The organism is Protofrankia sp. CiP1_Cm_nod1 (genome assembly GCF_920888515.1).
Taxonomy (GTDB): domain Bacteria; phylum Actinomycetota; class Actinomycetes; order Frankiales; family Frankiaceae; genus Protofrankia.
Window position 1 is genome coordinate 4633 of sequence record NZ_CAKKTM010000450.1, and the last position, 18948, is coordinate 23580.

Sequence of the window (18948 nt, forward strand, 5' to 3'; positions counted from 1 at the left end):
TCAGGGGCCGGGCATCGGGTCAGGGGCCGGGCATCGGGCTGTCCGCGAGGCGGAGGCGGTAGCCCACACCGCGGACGCTCTCGATCAGCCGGGGTTTCCCCGCCTTCCCCGTATCCCCCAGGCGGCCGCGCAGCCGGCGGATGTGCACGGCGAGCGTGTTCGTCTCGTGGCTGCTCGTGCCCCAGACACGCTCGAGCAGCGTCTGGTGGGTGACCACGGATCCGGCCTGCTCCAGCAGGATCCGCAGGAGCCTGAACTCCCGCGGCGGCAGCCGCACCGGGATGCCGTCCACCCACACGTCGTAGGCGGCGAGGTTCAGGGTGATCGCTCCGGCTCGCAGCACCGTGGGCCAGGCCCGCTCCAGGTCGCTCCCCCGCATGGACCGGGCCAGGGCCAGGACCTCGTTGACCCGGTAGGGCTTGGCGACGCAGGCACTCGCGCCGGCCGCGAGCCCCGCCGCCGCCTGCCGCCGGTCCTGCGGGCCGACCCCGAGCAGGATCGGCATGTCGTCCCGGGTACGGACGGTCCGTACGACCGTCACCCCGTCCACGATCGGCAGCCGGGCGGAGATCAGCAGCACCGCTGGCGCGAGACGGCCGATCTCCAGCAGCGCCCGGGCACCGTCGGGGACGACGCTGACCCCCATGCCCTCGTCGGCGAGGGCGGTGAGCAGTTCGGTGTCCGCGGCGGCGTCGGCGACCAGCAGTGTCGGGCCCGGCGGCGCTGCTGAGCCCGACGTCACCGGTACCGACAGCAGACCAGGCGCCAGCGGGCCCGGCACCGGCACCGGCACCGGTGGACGCGGCGGGCCGGCCGCCGTGGGCTCGTCGACCGCACGGCACCGCTCCACCGGCACGGACTCGTCATCAGCTGGCCGCACAGGACGCATCCAAGGGATCGTGACGGCTCCACAACGGCCCGCGGAGTGGCCCGCGGCCACGACAGGGCTTGCGGAGTGGCCTGTGGCCACGACAGGGCTTGCGGAGTGGCCTGTGGCCACGACAGGGCTTGCGGAGTGGCCCGCGGCCACGACAGGGCTTACGGACACGACGGGGACCGGCTCAGCCGAAGCGTCCGGTGATGTACTCCTCCGTACGCTTCTCCGTCGGATTGGAGAAGATCTTCTCGGTCCGGTCCATCTCCACCAGCCGGCCGGGGTCGCCGGTCCGGTCCAGGGTGAAGAACGCCGTGGTGTCGCTGACCCGGGCGGCCTGCTGCATGTTGTGGGTCACGATGACGATCGTGTAGCTGGACTTGAGTTTGGTGATCAGATCCTCGATGGCCAGGGTGGAGATGGGGTCGAGGGCGGAGCACGGCTCGTCCATGAGCAGCACCTGCGGTTCGACGGCGATGGCCCGGGCGATGCACAGGCGCTGCTGCTGGCCGCCGGACAGGCCCGCGCCGGGCCGGCCGAGCCGGTCCTTGACCTCCTCCCACAGGTTAGCGCCGCGCAGCGACTCCTCGGCCCGTTCGTCGAGCAGCGACTTCTTGCGGGTGCCGTTGAGCTTCAGCCCGGCGACGACGTTGTCGTAGATGGACATCGTCGGGAAGGGGTTCGGCCGCTGGAAGACCATCCCGACGGCGCGGCGCACGTTCACCGGGTCGACCCCCGGCCCGTAGAGGTCCTCGCCGTCGAGGAGCACCCGGCCCTCGACCCGGGCCGCGGGCAGCACCTCGTGCATGCGGTTGAGCGTGCGCAGCACCGTGGACTTGCCGCAGCCGGACGGCCCGATGAACGCGGTGACGCTCTTCGGCTCGATGCTGAAGTGGATGTCGGAGACGGCCCTGAACTTTCCGTAGTAGGCGGTCAGCCCGGAGACATCGATACGGGTGGCCATGGGTTACCTCGGCTTCTCGCGCTTCGGTCGTTCGACGGACGGCATGGACGGCGTGGACGGCGTGGACGGCGTGGACGGCGTGGACGGGGCAGGAGAGGAAAGCATCACCGGACCCTGGCCAGCCGGGCGATCAGTCGCGCGGCCGCGTTGAGCAGCATCACCAGGACGATGAGCGTCAGCGCGGCACCCCAGGCCCGGTCGATGGCGACCTGTTGCGGCTGGCCGGCCTGCGAGTAGATGTACAGCGGCAGCGCCGACTGCGGGCCGGAGAACGGGTTGAAGTTGATGGAGTCGGTCCCGAAGATGGTCAGCAGCAGCGGCGCGGTCTCACCGGCGACCCTGGCCACCGCGAGCATCACCCCGGTGACGATCCCCGGCAGCGCGGTCGGGAGCACGACCTTGACGATCGTCCGCCACCGGCTGACACCGAGCGCGTAGCTGGCCTCCCGAAGATCGTTCGGGACGAGCTTGAGCATCTCCTCGGCGGAGCGCACCACAACGGGGATCATCAGGATCGTCAGGGCGAGCGCGCCGGCGAAACCGGTTGGCTTCTGCTCGAGCGCGAGGATGTAGAACGCCAGGATGAACAGACCGGCGATGACGGAGGGCAGGCCGGTCAGCACGTCCACGAAGAAACTGATGGTCCGGCTGATCCGGCCCCGGCCGTACTCGACCAGGTAGATCGCTACCAGCAGGCTGAACGGAACGGCGAGAAGGCTGGCCAGGGCGATCTGTTCCAGGGTCCCGATCAGGGCGTGGTAGATGCCGCCGCCGGCGTCCCGCGCCCCGATGTTCCGCATGGAGTGGGTGAGGAAATTGACGTCGACGCGTTGCGCGCCCTTGGAGATCACGCTCGCCAACACCGCGACCAGCGGGATGACCGCGAGCAGGAAGGCGAGGTACACCAGGGTGGTGACGCCACGGTCGGTGGCCCGCCGGGAGCCCTCGACGGCGATCGACGCCACGGTCTGGCCGATCAGGTAGAGCGCCCCGGCGATCAGCACGAACTGGATCCGGCTCGTTATCGGGGCCAGCACGTACAGCACGACGGTGGCGGCGACGGCACCGGCGCCGATCGCGGGGAACACCGCCCGCGGCAGCCGTCGGCCGACCAGATGCAGGCCACCGGGGGCGGCGGCCATGGCGGCAGTCGATGTACTCATGCGGCGGCACCTGAGAATTCACGTCGGCGGGCGATGATGGCCCGGGCGATCATATTGACGATCATAGTGACGACGAACAGGACGAGACCGGAGGCGATGAGCGCTCCGCGACCGACGCTGTTGGCCTCGGCAAAGCCGTTCGCCACGTTCGCGGCGATGGTGTTGCCGGCCGGCGACAGGATCTGCCAGGAGATGCCGAAGGACGCGGGCAGTACCAGGGCGACCGCGATCGTCTCCCCCATCGCGCGCCCGAGCCCGAGCATCGACGCGCTGATGACTCCCGGCCGGCCGTACGGGAGCACCGCCGTGCGGATCATTTCCCACCGGGTCGCGCCGAGAGCGAGAGCGGCCTCCCGGTGCGCGATCGGCACCTGGAGGAAGACCTCCCGGGAGAGGGCTGCGACGATCGGCAGGATCATGATGGCCAGGACGACCGACGCGACGAAGATCGAACGTCCGACAACGCTGTTGTCGGTGGCGAACAGCGGAATCCAGCCGAAATAGTCGGTGAGGAACTTCTGGACGCCCTCCATGCGCGGGACGAGCACGATCAGGCCCCACAGCCCGAAGATGACGCTGGGGACGGCGGCGAGCAGGTCCACGACGAACGCCAGCGGGGCCGCGAACCGGCGAGGCGCGTACACCGTGATGAACAGTGCGATGCCGACCGCCACCGGCACGGCGATGGCCATTGCTATGACGGCCGTGAGCAGCGTGCCGAACAGCAGGGCCGCGACTCCGAAGACCGGCGGCGAGCCGTTCGGGAACCACTCCGTGGTAGTCAGGAAGTTGCCGGTGTTGGCGCTGAGGGCGTCCGTCGCCTCCAGCACCAGAAAGGCCGCGATCGCGGCGATGAGCGCGAGAAGGCCGAGACCGGCCGACCGGGTCAGGTTTTTGAACAGGGCGTCCATGGGTCTGGCCCGGGCGCCGTCGCTGCTGTTGGTGGGCTCCGCCGTGGCCACGGCGGCGTCGTTCCCCGGCGAGCCTTTCCGGGGGCCGTCCGGCTCACTGCTCATCATGCCTCTCAACAGGTTGTGTCAGGCAGTGTGCCCGCCCGCCCGCCTCACGCGGCGGGCGGGCGGGCACAGCGATGGATCGTCCGGTCAGGACTTGTGGGTACCGGATCGCCGTTTCAGAATCATGAAATTGTCGCTACGGCCGAGCGCACCCTCGCTGCAAGCCCACTCGGGAGCGGAGCGTAACCGAGGTTGGCGATAGCGGCCTGACCGTCCGCGGAGGAGGTGTAGGTCAGGAAGGACTTCACCAGCGCGGCCTGGTCCGCGGGCAGGCCCTTGGTGCAGGTGATCTCGTAGGTGACCAGGTAGATCGGGTACGCGCCGGATGTCGCCGCGGCGTAGTCGAAGGTCAGTTTCAGGTCGTTGCCTTCGGCGATCTTGGCTGTGCCCAGGCCCTTGGACGCGGCGTCCGTGCTGACCGTGACGTACTCACCGGCACCATTTTTGATCTTTGCTGTCGACAGGGCGGCGTTCTCCGCGTAGGACAGCTCGACGTAGCCGATGGCGCCGGTGGTCGACTTGACGGTCTGGGTCACCCCGTCGCTGCCCTTGGAGCCCTGGCCGCCCTGGGCCTTCCAGTCGGAGCCGGACCCGTGCGTCCAGTCGGCCTTGGCGACGCCGTCGAGGTACTTGGTGAAGTTGTCCGTGGTGCCCGAGCCGTCGGAGCGGTGCACCGAGACGACCGCCTTGTCCGGCAGGGAGGCCCCGGGGTTGTCAGCCGCGATCACGGGGTCGTTCCACCTGGTGACCGCACCAGAATAGATCTTCGCCAGCGTCGGGGCACTGAGCTGCAGGTCCTTCACCTCGGCGAGGTTGTAGATCACGGCTACCGGGCCGGCGACCATGGGCAGGTCGACGAGCTGGCCGCCGGTGCAGCGCTTGGCCGCGTTGGCCGCCTGGTCATCCTTGATCGACGAATCCGAACCCGCGAACGCCGTCTGGCCGTCGACGAACGCCTGCCTGCCCGCGGCGGAGCCGACCGACTGGTAGTTGATCGACGAACTGGCACACGCCTGCTGGTATTTCTTCACCCACTCGTCTATCGCGTTCTTCTGCGCCGAGGAGCCCGACGCGGTGATCGACCCTGTCGCGCAGGAGATCGCGGACGTGGTGCTGCCGCCTCCCGGCGTCGCCACCTCCTCGTTGTCGGAACCGCAGGCGGCCACCCCCAGCACCGCCGACATCGCAAGGCCCACGACCGCGACCTGACGCTTCCTTATGTTCACAAAGCGACCCTTCGACTTCAGCGCAACAGCGCTGCTCCGTCCGCCCCCGGACCGGGGTGCCGGCGAGAATCGAAGCGATTCAGAATGAACGAAAGATGAATGGGAGCGGACGCGAAACGGACGCTGATCAGAACACATCCGGGATCGGGCGAAGCGGCCGCGCAGGTCGCGGCGGGTGGGCCCCGGCCGCCGCGACACGCCCGCGCCACGGCAAACCGGTAGCCCGGCGGCATGGGCCTCCCCTGGCCCACCGGCGTCCGCTGTTCGTGTCCGCTGTTCGCGCCGACGACCGTCGGCGCCCGCCGGGCGAAGCCGCGAAAATGTCGCGGCCAGCGGCGCGGACGGTGGTCAGCCCCGACGGCGGGGCTGGGCGTCGGGACGTTCCGTGATGCGTCCGGCCGGCTACGCCGGGGCCGCGGAACACGCCGGGCAGTGTGTCCGCGAGCCTATCCGCGCCACTGGGAACGCCGGGGGACCTCTCCCCCGGTACGCCCCCCGGCATGCTCCCCAGGGTGTGGAGCAGCGGGGCCACGCTGGCTGTTCGCGCTCTCGACGTCGATGACATGGGCAACATTGGTGACACGCAGCAACCGAGTGATCTCCTCGCTGGGGCTGCGCAGAATGAGACGACCGCCGACGGAACGCTGGCGCTGATGCGCAAAAAGAATCACGGCGAGGCCCTGCGAGTCCATGAAGCTGACCTCGGCGAGGTCCACGATGATGTCCCTGGCCCCGGCGATCCGCGCGTCCAGCAGCGCTTCGCGCAGAGGTTCCAGCGAAGAGTAGTCAACGTCACCGATGGGACGGACGACCATGGCCTGCCGGCCACTCACCTCGACACGAACGCTGGGATACATGGCTCCCGGACCGACCGGACGTCCCCAGCGGCACGGGAGCTGGCCGGTGCGCTCCCACGTCGCTGCCCGCCCCTGATCGGGCGTGACACCCCCGGCTCTACCCCGAACCGCGAAAATCCACACTGTCTCCTTGCGCACAACCACGGCCCCTTGCGGGCAACCGCCATGAACAACCGTGGCTCCCCGCGGCCGACCGTGACCGGCTCGGTGACCTGCCCAGCGAGCCGCCCAACGCGACCCGCCCCTCGTGACGGGGCCACTGGCGACAGATGGGCTCCCGACAGGCGAATATATCAGCACAAAAACAGACAAGCCAGTAAAACTCCCCGTCTAACGGGATGGATCCGGCAACCATCACCAACGACGCTGGTCACATGACCAACGCAGCAGCACAGTCCCGATCAGGGAACGACCGAGTGTCCACCCTCGTCAGCCGGGCCGACGGCGCTCAGATCAGCATCGGCGTCCAGCCCGGTACCGGTATCGGGCCGGCGACGATCCTGCTCCGTGTCCGGTCGCCGCTGCCCGGTACCGACCACGCCACGTACCTGGCTGCGCAGGAGGCCCACCGCCTTGCCGCGGCCCTCACCGCCGCCGCGTGTGCCGCCCGCGAGCCCGGCGACCAGCCACGGGCGGCAAGCAACGACCCGCCACGCCCACGCCCGGACAGCCCCGCGTCACCCGAGCACGCCGTCACGATCTGCGAAGGGACCACCGTTTTCGATCTTTCCTGGCTGCTCGGCAGGCTGCCCGCCCACGCCCGTCTCGTTGACTTCGCCAGCGACACCGACGTCGTTCTGATCTTCAGCGTGGACGGCGCGGACGAGGCCGCCGGCCACGGGTGAGCACGACGGTCCGCGCCGACCAGCCGTCAGGTACGCACACGCCGCGTTTCAAGGTCGGCGCGGCTGTCGCACCAGTAGGGGCCTTCGTCCTCCACCACGTCAGTCATGATCACATGATGACGACCGACGTGTCCCGCCGACAGCAGGCAGGTGAGGCCCTCGGCGCGGCACCCAGGCGCGGTGACCGTCGCGGGTGTGCTCCAGACCAGCCACGCCTCCTGATTCCCCCAGCCCTGGAGAACGGCCATGTGCCTGTCCGGATGCCCGCTCTCCAGGGCGCACGTGACCTCGTCCGGCACTTCGTACGCCGCTCCCGGGAGGCCCTCGAACCGGCAGACGACCTCCTCGGGCACGCGCTGCCACGCGCCACAGGCACCATCGTCGATGGAGACACCCATCGTCGTTCCCTCCTGTGTGTCTCTGGGCCGCTCCGCTGCGGCCCAGTTACCAGGCCGAGTTACCAACGGCACGGATCAGTTGTCGCGAACAGTCCCGTGCCGGGGCGGCCAAAGCCCGCTCGGCCGACAAGCCCGATACAAGCACGCACAGCCCGAGCCTCGTACACCGGGTTAAAACTTTCCGTTTTGTCTTAACTTCATAGCGTAGTTGATCGCGAAAATCGACACCACCGGATCCGGTCACGGTGTGCCGATCACGGTGTATCGGTCATGGACGGCCCGCCCAGCACGGTCACTGACAGCCTGGCGTGCACCGCCGCGCCCGCGAGCGCGGCAGCCACCCCGGCGGTCGTGGCAACGATGACCAGTGCGCCTTCTTCCGTGCCGGGAGCGCGTTGCGCCGTTTCCCCGGCCCCGGGAAGCGCGAGAACGACGACGTCGGAGGCAACCACCTCCGCGCGCGGGACCTGCGCGTGCGGGGCCAGCGCCGATGGCGTCACCGGCCCCTCGGCGGCGGGCCCGGCACGATCCGTGGGGCGGCCCGCGGGCTGGTCCACAGCTGTCGTCCCATCCCACGGCTGCGACAGCGGCATGCCACCGACGTCGGTGGCGGCTGCCAGTACGTTCACATGATCGCCGACACGCAGGAACAGGACCGAGCCGGCGTCGGTGATACGCACCGGCGCGGCCACCAGGCCAGCCGCCGCCTGCCTCCGTGTGATCAGCCCGGGGCCGAGGACGCGCGCATCGGTGATCGGTTCGCCCTGTCGAACCGCAGCCGTCAGCGTGCGTCCGACCACATCCCGCGGGCTGCGTACGGCGCCAGCCGGTACAACGTCCGTCGGCAACGACGCCGTCCGGACGTCGGTCGCCGCCATGATGGCCCCACCCGCCAGATCAGCGGCCGCGACCACCACCGGCGTCGGGGACGGCGGCCGTGCCGGACGCACCGCCGCGACGGCGAAAAGCATGGCCGAAGCGGCGAGAACAGCCGCCAGCACCCGACGTCGTGCGCCGACCGCGATCCGCCAGGCGCGCCTGTATCCAGGACGGACCGCCTGGCGTCCGACGAGCGACATCATGACCTCCGCGATCATCGTCCGACAGAACGAAGATCACGTTAGTCGTCCGGCGAACCGGCGTCATCGCTCGGCCGCGCGCTGTGGACAACTCGCGGCGGAGCGCCATCCAGCGTCATAACCTGTGGATAGCGACTCGCGACCGGAGCGCCGCGACACCCGAGGACGTGCGTGGCAGCAGCCGGCCCTCAGGCCGCGGCGGTACCCGAAGCGGACGATCCCGACGACGACGAACTGGTAGACGCCGACGAGCTGCTGGAGGCCGATGAGCCGGTGGAGGCCGACGAGCTGGACGCGCTCGACGAGCCCTCCGCCGAGCCGCTGGCGGCGGCACCAGCGCCCACTGTCTCCTTGCTCGACGTACCAACACCGGCATCCTTGCCGGTCTTGTCCTTCGCTCTGTCCCGGGCGCCACCGCCACTACCGGACCGGCTGTCGGTCTTGTAGAAACCGGAGCCCTTGAACACGACCCCGACCGAACTGAACACCCGGCGCAGTCTGCCGCTACAGGTGGGGCACTCGGTCAGCGCCGCGTCATGGAAACTCTGCACAACCTCGAGGTCACGATCGCATGCGGTGCAGCGGTACTCGTAGCGCGGCACGGACTCCTCCCCGGAGTTAGCACTCGACTTCGACGACTGCTAACTCTAACCCGAGACGCGCCCCGCGCGTTCCAAGAGCACCCCGAGAGCCGCGAACAGCCCGGCGCCCTACTCTCCGGACACCCCCCTCCAGGTCTCTCCAGGTCTCTCCAGGTCAGCCCGCGGGCCCCCGTCCACAGAGCATGATCTTTCGGCCTTCGCTCCGCGGAGTGACACTCCGAAGTGACACAGCGGACATCACGCACCCCAAAGCATCACTGTGAGCATTGACTCTGCATGCCATCGACCGTCTCGCAACGCAACGTGACTCTCGGCGTGACAACGACATGAACGGCGACGTCATGCGCCTCGGTGGGAACACGATCAACCAGTTCGTTGTCGTGCACGACAGCCACGAACAGGGCGTCCGGCCTCGCCCGCCGCAACGCCCGGTCATAGGACCCCCCGCCACGACCGAGCCGGCGGCCGTGCGCGTCGACCGCCAGCGCCGGGACAATGATCACATCCGCCTGGTCGAGATCGAAGACGGCCGCACCGAGAGGCGGCTCGCGGGTACCGAACGCGCCGGCGATCAGCGCGCCCGTGTACTCCCGGAAATCCAGATCGAGATCGGGCCGCATGGACGGCAGCAGCACCCGTATCCCCCTCTCCCTGAGCCGTCCGAGCAGACGGCCGGTCTCGGGCTCGCCGGGCAGACTCGCGTAGGCCGCGACCCAGCGGGCCGAGGCGACCTCCGGGAGATCGAGGATCCGCCGAGCCGTCGTCGCGGCGCCGTTCGTCTCGGCCGCCCCCGCGACGACAGGGTGGTCCGTACCAGCGAGCCGGCCCGCTCGCGCCGCGAGCAGGCGTGCGCGCAGCGACGTCTTGGTCCCGTCCTCGCGCACGTCAGCGGACGTCCCGTTCGATGTGGTGCGGAGGGCGCTCGGCACGCAACCGCTCGAGGTCGGCATCCAGTTCCCCCTCCGACCAGCCCTGGTCGTCACCCCAACCGATGTCACGGTCGTCGTCGGACCGTTCCTCGTCCCACACGAGCGCTCCTCCTGCCTGCTGGAAGCGTCCGGCAGCCCCGTCCGGCCCACCTGGCTCGTCCGGCGTCGGTCGGTCTTCCCCCTGAACCCGTATGCCCCGCTCCGGGGGTGTCGTACCAGTCACTTCTCGGTCCGCGGGGGCTCGTCGGCCGGGGGGGCCGGGTCCTGGACACGCTCGATTCCCCGTGCGATAGCGCCCACGACCGTGTCCAGCGCGTCGCGCACGCCTGCCGAGTATGCCTTGGCTTCCGCCCCTGACCTGGGCATTCCCTGCTCTGCCACGAACTCGGGCCCGACATCGATCGCCGCCCGCAGGGCGCGGCGGTAACGGAGCACCGAGATCGGGGGCTCCCCATTCGGGTCTTGATCATATGCTTCGTCTCGGTCGAGCATCGCTCGAACGCCGGCACGACGGGCCACCGGTGTCACCATCGACGTCCTCCCAAAATATTTGCTGTTTAGCAAAACAAACCATAGCGGTAACCTTGACAGTTAGCAAAGAGGCTACGATGTTCCGCGTGGACGACGGTGAGCGTTTGGTTGGCATCGGGGACATAGCGTTCCAGCTGAAGATCACGCGCCAGGCGGTTGACTACTGGACGCGCAAAGACCCGCAGTTCCCTCCCCCCCTGCAGATCGTCAACGCGCCGACCGAGGGCTCCAAAGGGACCAGGGTCTGGCGCAAGCGCGACATCGACGCGTGGATCGTCGAGTACTACCGACGGCGAAAGATCTGACCGGCCGAGGCCGATGCGATCGTCGCTCTTCGCGGGCCGCCAGACAAGCCGGCGGACGGGGAGCGCACGGCCCGGAACCCCCCGGCGGGGATCCCGGGCAACACCGTGTGACAGATGATCGGCCTACCCGCATCAGCGGGCTTCCGACACTCGAGCACACAACCGCAGCGGATCCGGCCGAGCACTGTCCGACGGATACTCCGGGGCTCTTCCGCCCGCCGGGCCCGGGCCCTCCCGACGGCGAACGCCCGCCTCCAGGCCACGCAGGACGACCGCCGGGGACAACGGTCCCGGACAGCAGTCCCACCGGAGGCACCGCCCCGGCCGGATGCCGCACCGTACCGACAGATGCCCTCTTCAGCGGCCCCTCCTCAGCGGCCCCTCCTCAGCGGCCCTGTCCTCAGCGGCCCTGTCAGGCGACATCCATCGGACGCGGACGCCCCATTGGCCACCGTTGTCGACGTTATCCGCGATGACACGAATCCGCGGAATGACCTCGAATCCACGAAATGGCGGGGCAGCGCGGGCCCGCGGCGCCGCCCGGACAGCCGAGGGCAACCAGATCATCTTCCTTGCCGCCCCGGACGCCCGACGGCCCCGACGGCCAGCCCGGTGAACCGGTCGAACAGAAACAGAATAATAATCTGTCTATATTTGAGAACGCGGCCCGGCCGCATCGCGTCGTACCCGGCAGGGCCGTGACCTGCGGATGTCGTCCATCACCAGCGCCGGTCCGGCAACGGCACCCATCCCCTTCCGAGCCCCGCGGCCTTCATGCCGCCGGAAGCCCCTCAGGTAACCGGCAGACATATCCGTAACCGATACGTCCATAACAGGGCTGTACGCCGTGGACGCCTCCAGGGGGCGCCCGTGCGCCATCCAGGCCCGCACCGACGATCCCATGATCGACTATAGGCCGCCGCGGCGCCGGGACGTCGCCTCTGGGCCCGGGCCCGGGCTGCCGGCCCCCGCCGTGCCGTCCGGAACCTCCGTTCGCCGTCCCGCCACGCCTGAGCAGCGGGAGCGGGAGCGGGAGCGGGAGCGGGCTGAGCATCGCACCCGGCCCCAGGACGTTCACCCCTAGAGCGCCGGTCGGGTAACCATACGTATCCCCCCGAACGGTGGCCCGCTTCGATGAGCGCCAGCTACCGGAGAAGATCGGCGCTATTTTGTCGTTGTGTACGCTTTTTGGCCGCAAAAGCGTACACAACGACAAAATAGCCTGGATCATGGCCTGCACGGGTGGTCCGTGGATGGGATCCGCGCTACTTGACCGGTGCTCTAGCGAACAACGCCGCCGTGATGACCATGGCCCCGCCGTGCGACGACGGGCGCCCAGTGGGCTGCCGAACATGACCCGCGGCCTGGGGAGCGGGCTTGGCGTGCCGGCGACATTGGTCGCGTTCAGCATCGAATGATTCACCGTCAGTGGGCTCGCCATCGATGGATCCGGCATCGCCGCAACGGTTCTTCTCGGCCGCGCGACGCCCGCCGCCACGAGCGCCTGGTGTCGGCCCGTCCGAGAGAGGGTATGGACCGCTCCGCCCGCCTCGGCTCCCGACGGCCGCACCCGCACCAACATCGGGAAGCACATGGGCCGGACGGACCCTCGCGCCCCGGCTCCCGACGGCCGCACCCGCATCCGCACGGGGGCCTCACGACACCGCGACGCCGCCTCGTCGCGGCCCCTCCGGGGTCTTCGGCCACCCCGGAAAACATCATGATCACATTATGGACAGCGGGTAGATTAGACATAGTCCAAAGAAGAGGAGACTCAGATATGATCAACAAGGTTGATCGCGTGGGTAGCCTGCTCCAAGCCACACTGGTAGAGTTTGTTGATCTTGCCCAGCAGGGCAAACAGGCCCACTGGAACGTCGTCGGCCCCCACTTCCTCCCGGTACACCAGCAGCTCGACACGCTGGTCAACGACGTGCGGCTGGGCGCGGACGAAGTCGCGGAACGCGCGGTGGCCATCGGCTACCATCCGGACGGGCGCAGCGCCACCGTGGCAAAGGAGACACCGCTGAGCGAACTGCCCGCGGGGCCGATCAGCGACGCCGACGCGGTGCGCGCGATCGCCAACCGACTACGGAAAGTAGCCGACGCCCTCCGTACGCGGGTGGACCAGCTCAACGATCTCGACCCGGTAACCCAGGACCTGCTGATCGGCCTCACCGCGACCCTGGACAAGCACACATGGATGTTTGGCGCACAGTTGAACTGAGCGCCCGGCTACGTACCGCGGGCCTGCGGGCCACCGGCCCCCGGCTCGCGGTGCTGGACGCCCTGATCCGTCTCGGCGGCCACCGGCGGGCCGACGAGGTGCACAGCCACCTGACGGGCCAGGGCCGCGATCTCGCTCGAGCCAGCGTCTACAACGTTCTGCGCGACCTCACCGCCGCCGAGCTCGCGCTGCTGGTGGACGTCGGCTCGGGCGTGACCCTCTACGAAGTGGGCGGCACCTTCCACCACCACTTCGTCTGCCGCTCCTGCGGATCGGTCCAGGACATCGCCTGCGCCGTCGGCACACCCCCCTGTCTGCGTCCGGACGCCGACGCCCATCCCGGTATCGCCAGCCTGGACGAGGCGCGGATCGTCTTTCGCGGTCTGTGCTCCGGCTGCGGCGCGCTTCGTGGGAGCGCGCTACTCCCGTGAGGAACGTGCCCGGCAAGCACCAAAGCTCAAGGCCACGTCTCGGCCATGTCTCACCACGATCGCAGACGGCCCGTCCGGCCCTGCGCCCTGTGTCCTGCGCCCGGGTCGTCGCCTCATCCCGCGTCCGGATCTCCGGCGCCGGGAGCATCCGTGGCCGCACGGGTGTCCGGGGCCGCGGACTCCAGCAGCCCGCGCAGCAGGCGCGCCTGCCCGGGCGACAGAGCCGCGGCGAAATGACCCAGTGCCGCGTCGGGGTCGCCCGCGCGCTCCAGTGCCGCGAGCATCTGGGCGGCGGCGTGTTCCTCCTGACGCCGGGTCGGGTGATACATCCAGAGCCGACGGACGCGGACCCGCTCGACATGCCCCTTGCTGATGAGACGGGCGAGCGTGGTGGCAATGGTGCTGTGCGCGAGTTCCCCACCCAGCTCCCGCTGGATGTCGCCGGTGCTGACCGGTGCGCGCGCCGCCCAGACGACCGCGAGGACCGCCGCCTCCAGCTGGCCGGGCTGGCGCCGGGCTGCCAGGCCATCGGCGGCTGGCGGCTGGCGGCCGCTGTCGTCTCGTGCGGCGTCGCCTCGTGGGGCGTCGCCTCGTGGGGCAGGTTCAGGGCCCAGAGTAGTCAACAAAGACCGTCCTTGGATGCGTGAAGGGCGTGGCGGCGGCATGATCCGCCGAAGTGGCAACAGCTGGCGCGGATGGCCGGTGTGTCGGTCGCGACAGGCAGGCACCGATACGCCGCGGCGGGGCCCGGAAACATCGAGGAGCCCGCCGGCACTGAGAAACCTGCCGGCGTGTGGCATCCGGACAGCGGCAGACCTGACGTGGCGTGGCGTGGCGTGAGGTGGCGTGGCGTGGCGTGAGGTGAGCAGCGTCGCCCGGTCGTCGGATCGGTCTCCTCGGCGGAGGACGACGCCGACGGATCAACGTGCCGGCAGCGGCTGTGACGGTCCCGACCGACCGAAGAGGGCCGGGTCCTGCCGGGCGCGGTGCCGCCGGCCCCCGCCGGAGCGGCCACAGCGCCGTGGGCCGCGGGCTACCGGGGCAGGCAGCCGCCGGAGCGGCCGACGCTCATCTCACGGCCGGCGGACGTCCCGCGGCGGTCCCCGGCGAGCCATCGCGTGCCTGAGGATCCCGGTCGCCGCGGGAACCACGGAGCAACCGCGTGGCCGGGCCAGGAGCGCGCCGTGGTCGGCAAGGGCCGTCCGGCCGGGCAGCGCCGCCGGGAGCAGGATCGACAGTGCGGCGTGAACGATGCGGATGACGAGCGCCCGGGCATGACCGACGGCAGCGGCGCACGGCCTGCCGGCCCGCCGTCCGGGCCGCCCGGCCGTGGCCGGCACACGCGAAAGCGCGGCCGGGCCATTCGCCCAGGCACAGCTTTGCACCATGTGCCGCGGCCCACCCATCTGTAGTCGGTTGCATCGCCCGTGTCACGGGGTTACATGTGGTCGTGTGACATATGTAGTCGCCCGTGGCTACCCACGTCATCCGCGGGAAAATCTGGTGGAGAACCTCACACCTCGCTGGTACGCCACGTCACCATTCCGGCCGGAATCCATGGTTACGTCGACAAATGATTACCAGGCGCGAGCGCCCTGCCACCCGGGAAAGATTTTATCCGCGAGCGACGGGAGCGGACTCCGCGAACCGGCCGGAAATCTTTGTGGCCGCCCCCTCAGCACGAACCCGACGTATTCACACTGGCGCGGATCGCACACGGCCGGCCCCGGCCGCACCAACGCCCGTCCGTCCGCCCGTCCGCCCGTCCGACCACAGCGTGGCCACGCAGCGGCCGCACGCCGGCCGGATAACACTGATCATGCGCCGCCGGGCGCACGCCGCCGCAGCCGCCGGACGTCCGCGGCCCGAGGCGAAGCGTGGAGCCGGAGACCGAACAGCATCCGGACACCCAAGCAACAGGAGAAGCACTCTGAAAAATCAACGAATGAGCAACGAGCCCCAAAACAGGATAATACTGGGCAACAGGTATCGAACTACCGTCGCCGGCCGGCTGGTACCGGACGACTAGTGCCGGACGGCTGACACCGCCCGATCGGCACTATTCGACTGGTATCGGCCGACTGGGACCGTTTCGGCCCATCGGGACCCCGGTGCCGTCGCGGTCCGGCCACGGTGTCCGCCAGGAGTGGCCGCGACACGCGGGCGACGACACGCACCAGGGACCGCCCAGGCGTGGACCACCTGGACAGCGGATCCGAGAAAAGGTCTCGAGGGATCTCAGGCGGCACGCAACTGGGCGGTCCGCACCAGCGCGTCACATGTTTCTTCGGTACGTGTCACATCAACGCCCAGGGATGCCACAAAGGCATTCAACGCCTCCTGTACGGCGACCACCGACTCGTGTGGGGACACCGGGCAGTCGAGCTCCAGGAACATACCCAGCCCGTCGAGTTCGTCCACATAGAGCGACATGTTGCCCAGGCTGGCCGTCCGCCGGATCTTGGCCACCCGTACCGTGGGACAGAAACCCATGTTCAGGATGGCCTGGTGCATCTGATCACGATCGGCGACCTCGGTCTCGAACGAGACGTACGCCTGGGCGTTGATCGTGGGCTGTTTCAATGTGAAGAAATGACGGTTGTTTATCGTGCGCAGCCGCGGGAAGGACACCCCCAGCCGACTGTCCTCGAAGGTCCAGCGATCAGGGGCGTACGCCTGGTCGTCCTGAAAGAACGGCTCACCCAGCTCGATGCCTCGCGCCTTGAGGGTCAGGAAGAGCGCCTCCCGGTCCCACACGTGGAACTTGACCTTAACCTCACGCACACGAGCCTCCCCATCGTCTACCCGGCGATCCCCCGAGGCGACAACCTGACACATAACCAACCAACCAGAAGTGGCGCCCACCGCCAAAGCTATAGAGTCGGATGGGCGTTGGATGCGAGCAAGCAGCCCTGACTACATCTTTCTAGCGTGTGTCCGGGGCCCGGGGCACGATATCAACGTCGCGGTGACAGCCAGCAACGTTAAGTACACGATCCGGCCTTCGTCGAGGTCTCCTGGACGCAGGCCGGCGCGTCGCCCGTCCCCGAACGACGCTCGCCTCCACGCCGGGCCTCGGATGCCGGCGTCGCATATCCGCAGGCAGACCTCCATCAGGTTACGAGCATGTTTCACAACGGACGCCGTTCGGATCTTCGTCCGGCCGTGCGGTGATGCGCCCACGGTGCGGTCGGCCTCATCGTCGGCATCGTGGTCGATCACAGGCCGGCAAACCGGGGGACAGCCCCGACCATGCGCCGGAATCCCCGCCAGCCAGCGGGCGGGCAGCTCGTCGCGGAGCCGGCCACCGCGGGCCGCCGGCCTGCGCGGCCCCGCCCGTCCCGCTTTCCGGAAAAGCCCGGAAAGCCGTCGGAGCAATCATTTACCGATACGACCGGCCGCCGCGCGGGCCAGCGGATCCGGCGTGTGCGGAAGCCGGCCCGGTGAAATCCGGGAAACCCGGGCCGGGGCCCGCCATACGGCATGGCGACGGCCCCGGAAAAGCTGCCCGGAACAGTTCACCCACCGAGTCGGCCAGCTATGACAGCCGTCGTCGACGGCGGTCGCTCCCGCGTTCGGCGGCCCGGGCCGGCGGCTCGGAAAATCGGAACGACATCGCCCCGGGACGAATGAACAACGTTTTCGCGACAGCGAAAAAGGGATCGGGGCGGCCCACGGCCACCAGGCCCACGGCAACCATGACAGGACCGGGCCGCGCCGGCATGACGTCCCGGCCCCGACGGCGGCGCCGGCAGACGACATCCGCCGCTCGCTGACCGCCCGACCGCCACCACGCACGACCAGGACATGGCCCGGGAGACGACCGGGACATGGCTGCGGTCACGACCGCGGCAGCGGTCCGACTACGGCAGCGGTCCGGCCGGGGCGTGGACCGGCCGGCAGCGGGCACGGCTGGACGACACCGACCCGGCGTCGTCCAGCGGCAGGCCTCAGGCGCAGACTCGACAAGCACGCGGACACCATCACGCCCGATCAGCCCGGCGTCCGATCAACTCGGCGCGTACAGCCTGGCAAGTTGCCCGGAAAGATCCGGGTATGCTCCGATACAGACCGAACTCGGACGCCGGAACAGCGAGGAGAAGCGGATGAGGCCCACACCCGTGGACGGCCACACCCGCACCGAAACGGATCTCTACGGCGAAAGCACCGACATCCGTCCCAAAGGGCACAGGCTGAACCTGCGTGCGCTGACGGACCGACGGCGCCGGCTGTGGCTGGGGATCGGCGCCACCGGGCTTGTACTCGTCATCATCGTCGGCATCCTCCTCACCCGGGGCGGACAGGAGCCGGTGCCCACCCCGGCAGCCGCGGCCACCGCGCACCCGAGCACCCTCGCCGGACCCACCGAAAAGGCCGCCCCGCCCCGCCCCCTCGGCCGCTGGGTTCTCAGCGCCGGCACGAGCCCTCTCGAAGGGCAGTCCATCCAGGGCGGTACCGAGATCACCCTGACCGCGGGCACGGACACCCTGGACAAGGTCGAGCGGGTCAAGTTCTCCCTCGACGGCGACACGGTACTCGATGACCGGGACGCGCCGTTCAGCGTCCCGCTGGGCAATCCGAGCCCGGGCAAGCACACCCTCACCGCCCGGGTCCGCACGGACGACGGCAGCGCCGAGGTCGAGTCCACCTTCACCGTCACCGGTGACGGGGCGGCCCCGGCGCCCACCATATCGGCCGCGCCGGTGCCGGCCGCGGTCCTCGCCGCGCTCCCACCCGTCCCACCCCCGCTGCGCACCATCGAGGCCACCACCACCGACCAGCTCACCACCGCCCTCGCCAACGCCCGCCCCGGCGACCTCATCCACCTCGCCGACGGCACCTACCACGGCACCTTCACCGCCAACCACCCCGCCACCCCCACCGCCCCCATCACCCTCCGCGGCACCCGCAACGCCATCATCGACGGCGGCGACCTCACCAGCGGCTACGCCGTCCACCTCGACAACGCCGACCACTGGCACCTCGACGGCCTCACCATCCAGAACAGCCAGAAAGGCGTCATGGCCGACCAGACCACCGGCGCCGTCCTGACCAACCTCCTCGTCCGCACCATCGGCCAGGAAGGCATCCACCTCCGCAACTTCTCCACCGACAACTTCATCATCGGCACCACCGTCACCGGAACCGGCCGCAAGGACCCCGGCTACGGCGAAGGCATCTACATCGGCACCGCCGAATCCAACTGGAAACGCTTCAGCGACAACCGCCCCGACGCCTCCGACCGCAACCAGATCATCGGCAACACCATCAGCGGCGTCACCGCCGAAGCCATCGACATCAAGGAAGCCACCACCGGCGGGGTCATCCGCGGCAACCACCTCGACGGCGCCACCATCACCGGCGCGAACTACGCCGACTCCTGGATCGACCTGAAAGGCAACAACTGGCGCGTCGAGGGCAACACCGGCACCAACAGCCCCCTCGACGGCATCCAGACCCACGTCGTCGTCGACGGCTGGGGCACCGGCAACATCATCACC

The 18948-nt window shown here is 69.4% G+C and carries 19 protein-coding genes and 1 pseudogene; 6 read left to right on the forward strand and 14 right to left on the reverse strand.

Annotated features, from left to right (window positions below; genetic code table 11):
* Nucleotides 1-19 precede the first annotated feature (19 nt).
* The 6 genes from NBX02_RS20590 to NBX02_RS20615 all read right to left on the reverse strand — a co-directional run bounded on the left by NBX02_RS20590 (nt 20) and on the right by NBX02_RS20615 (nt 6100).
* A complete protein-coding gene (locus tag NBX02_RS20590) occupies nt 20-757 on the reverse strand; it encodes a winged helix-turn-helix transcriptional regulator (RefSeq protein ID WP_250285030.1) in 738 nt (245 codons plus the stop codon).
* Between the two features lie 304 nt (nt 758-1061).
* On the reverse strand, nt 1062-1838 hold the full coding sequence (gene pstB, locus NBX02_RS20595) for a phosphate ABC transporter ATP-binding protein PstB (RefSeq protein WP_250285021.1): 777 nt from the start codon (nt 1836-1838) through the stop codon (nt 1062-1064).
* A 104-nt stretch (nt 1839-1942) separates the two neighbouring features.
* The gene (pstA, locus tag NBX02_RS20600; protein ID WP_250285020.1) at nt 1943-3001 is read right to left on the reverse strand and encodes a phosphate ABC transporter permease PstA; all 1059 of its coding nucleotides are present in this window, start codon (nt 2999-3001) and stop codon (nt 1943-1945) included.
* Complete coding sequence (gene pstC, locus NBX02_RS20605; RefSeq protein ID WP_250285028.1) at nt 2998-4017, reverse strand: phosphate ABC transporter permease subunit PstC; 1020 nt, start codon at nt 4015-4017, stop codon at nt 2998-3000. The genes pstA and pstC overlap by 4 nt, the downstream gene beginning before the upstream one ends.
* A gap of 122 nt (nt 4018-4139) precedes the next feature.
* The gene (gene pstS / locus NBX02_RS20610; protein WP_250285019.1) at nt 4140-5243 is read right to left on the reverse strand and encodes a phosphate ABC transporter substrate-binding protein PstS; all 1104 of its coding nucleotides are present in this window, start codon (nt 5241-5243) and stop codon (nt 4140-4142) included.
* Between the two features lie 446 nt (nt 5244-5689).
* Nucleotides 5690-6100: an STAS domain-containing protein gene (locus NBX02_RS20615; protein WP_250285018.1), complete on the reverse strand. Its 411-nt coding sequence runs from the start codon at nt 6098-6100 to the stop codon at nt 5690-5692.
* Nucleotides 6101-6516: 416 nt separating this feature from the next.
* Between NBX02_RS20615 and NBX02_RS20620 the strand changes: the two genes are divergently transcribed.
* On the forward strand, nt 6517-6945 hold the full coding sequence (locus NBX02_RS20620; protein WP_250285016.1) for a hypothetical protein: 429 nt from the start codon (nt 6517-6519) through the stop codon (nt 6943-6945).
* Between the two features lie 26 nt (nt 6946-6971).
* Here NBX02_RS20620 and NBX02_RS20625 read toward each other — a convergent pair whose 3' ends face one another.
* Together NBX02_RS20625 and NBX02_RS20630 are read right to left on the reverse strand one after the other, a co-directional pair.
* Nucleotides 6972-7343, reverse strand: a complete 372-nt coding sequence (locus tag NBX02_RS20625) for a hypothetical protein (RefSeq protein WP_250285014.1) — start codon at nt 7341-7343, stop codon at nt 6972-6974.
* Between the two features lie 254 nt (nt 7344-7597).
* Entirely contained in the window at nt 7598-8440 is an 843-nt protein-coding gene (locus tag NBX02_RS20630) for an SAF domain-containing protein (RefSeq protein WP_250292618.1), read from the reverse strand.
* A gap of 153 nt (nt 8441-8593) precedes the next feature.
* Here NBX02_RS20630 and NBX02_RS20635 point away from each other — a divergent pair, with 153 nt between their 5' ends.
* The gene (locus NBX02_RS20635; RefSeq protein WP_250285032.1) at nt 8594-8869 is read left to right on the forward strand and encodes a hypothetical protein; all 276 of its coding nucleotides are present in this window, start codon (nt 8594-8596) and stop codon (nt 8867-8869) included.
* A 62-nt stretch (nt 8870-8931) separates the two neighbouring features.
* Here the strand turns inward: NBX02_RS20635 and NBX02_RS23415 are convergent.
* The 4 genes and pseudogenes from NBX02_RS23415 to NBX02_RS20655 form a co-directional block, all read right to left on the reverse strand.
* Nucleotides 8932-9024, reverse strand: a pseudogene (locus tag NBX02_RS23415) (FmdB family zinc ribbon protein); the annotation flags it as partial.
* Nucleotides 9025-9278: 254 nt separating this feature from the next.
* Nucleotides 9279-9908 carry a 5-formyltetrahydrofolate cyclo-ligase gene (locus NBX02_RS20645; protein WP_250285010.1) on the reverse strand — a complete coding sequence of 210 codons (630 nt, stop codon included), beginning with the start codon at nt 9906-9908 and terminating at the stop codon, nt 9279-9281.
* A 1-nt stretch (nt 9909) separates the two neighbouring features.
* On the reverse strand, nt 9910-10053 hold the full coding sequence (locus tag NBX02_RS20650; protein WP_250285008.1) for a hypothetical protein: 144 nt from the start codon (nt 10051-10053) through the stop codon (nt 9910-9912).
* 119 nt (nt 10054-10172) lie between these two features.
* Nucleotides 10173-10445, reverse strand: a complete 273-nt coding sequence (locus NBX02_RS20655; RefSeq protein WP_250292621.1) for a hypothetical protein — start codon at nt 10443-10445, stop codon at nt 10173-10175.
* A 116-nt stretch (nt 10446-10561) separates the two neighbouring features.
* On the opposite strand from NBX02_RS20655, the gene NBX02_RS20660 reads away from it, so the two are divergent.
* The 3 genes from NBX02_RS20660 (at nt 10562) to NBX02_RS20670 (ending at nt 13447) form a co-directional block, all read left to right on the forward strand.
* Nucleotides 10562-10789: a helix-turn-helix transcriptional regulator gene (locus NBX02_RS20660; protein ID WP_250285005.1), complete on the forward strand. Its 228-nt coding sequence runs from the start codon at nt 10562-10564 to the stop codon at nt 10787-10789.
* 1780 nt (nt 10790-12569) lie between these two features.
* Complete coding sequence (locus NBX02_RS20665) at nt 12570-13016, forward strand: Dps family protein (protein ID WP_250285003.1); 447 nt, start codon at nt 12570-12572, stop codon at nt 13014-13016.
* On the forward strand, nt 12989-13447 hold the full coding sequence (locus NBX02_RS20670) for a Fur family transcriptional regulator (RefSeq protein ID WP_250292622.1): 459 nt from the start codon (nt 12989-12991) through the stop codon (nt 13445-13447). Before NBX02_RS20665 ends, NBX02_RS20670 begins: the two co-directional genes overlap by 28 nt.
* A 113-nt stretch (nt 13448-13560) precedes the next feature.
* On the opposite strand, the gene NBX02_RS20675 is transcribed toward NBX02_RS20670, so the two are convergent.
* Nucleotides 13561-14073, reverse strand: coding sequence for a BlaI/MecI/CopY family transcriptional regulator (locus NBX02_RS20675; protein ID WP_250287043.1), 513 nt, complete (start codon nt 14071-14073; stop codon nt 13561-13563).
* Nucleotides 14074-15685: 1612 nt separating this feature from the next.
* On the reverse strand, nt 15686-16231 hold the full coding sequence (locus tag NBX02_RS20680) for a CYTH domain-containing protein (protein ID WP_250287040.1): 546 nt from the start codon (nt 16229-16231) through the stop codon (nt 15686-15688).
* Between the two features lie 1322 nt (nt 16232-17553).
* Between NBX02_RS20680 and NBX02_RS20685 the strand changes: the two genes are divergently transcribed.
* On the forward strand, nt 17554-18948 hold a 1395-nt coding region (locus NBX02_RS20685), incomplete at its 3' end, for an Ig-like domain-containing protein (RefSeq protein WP_250292625.1).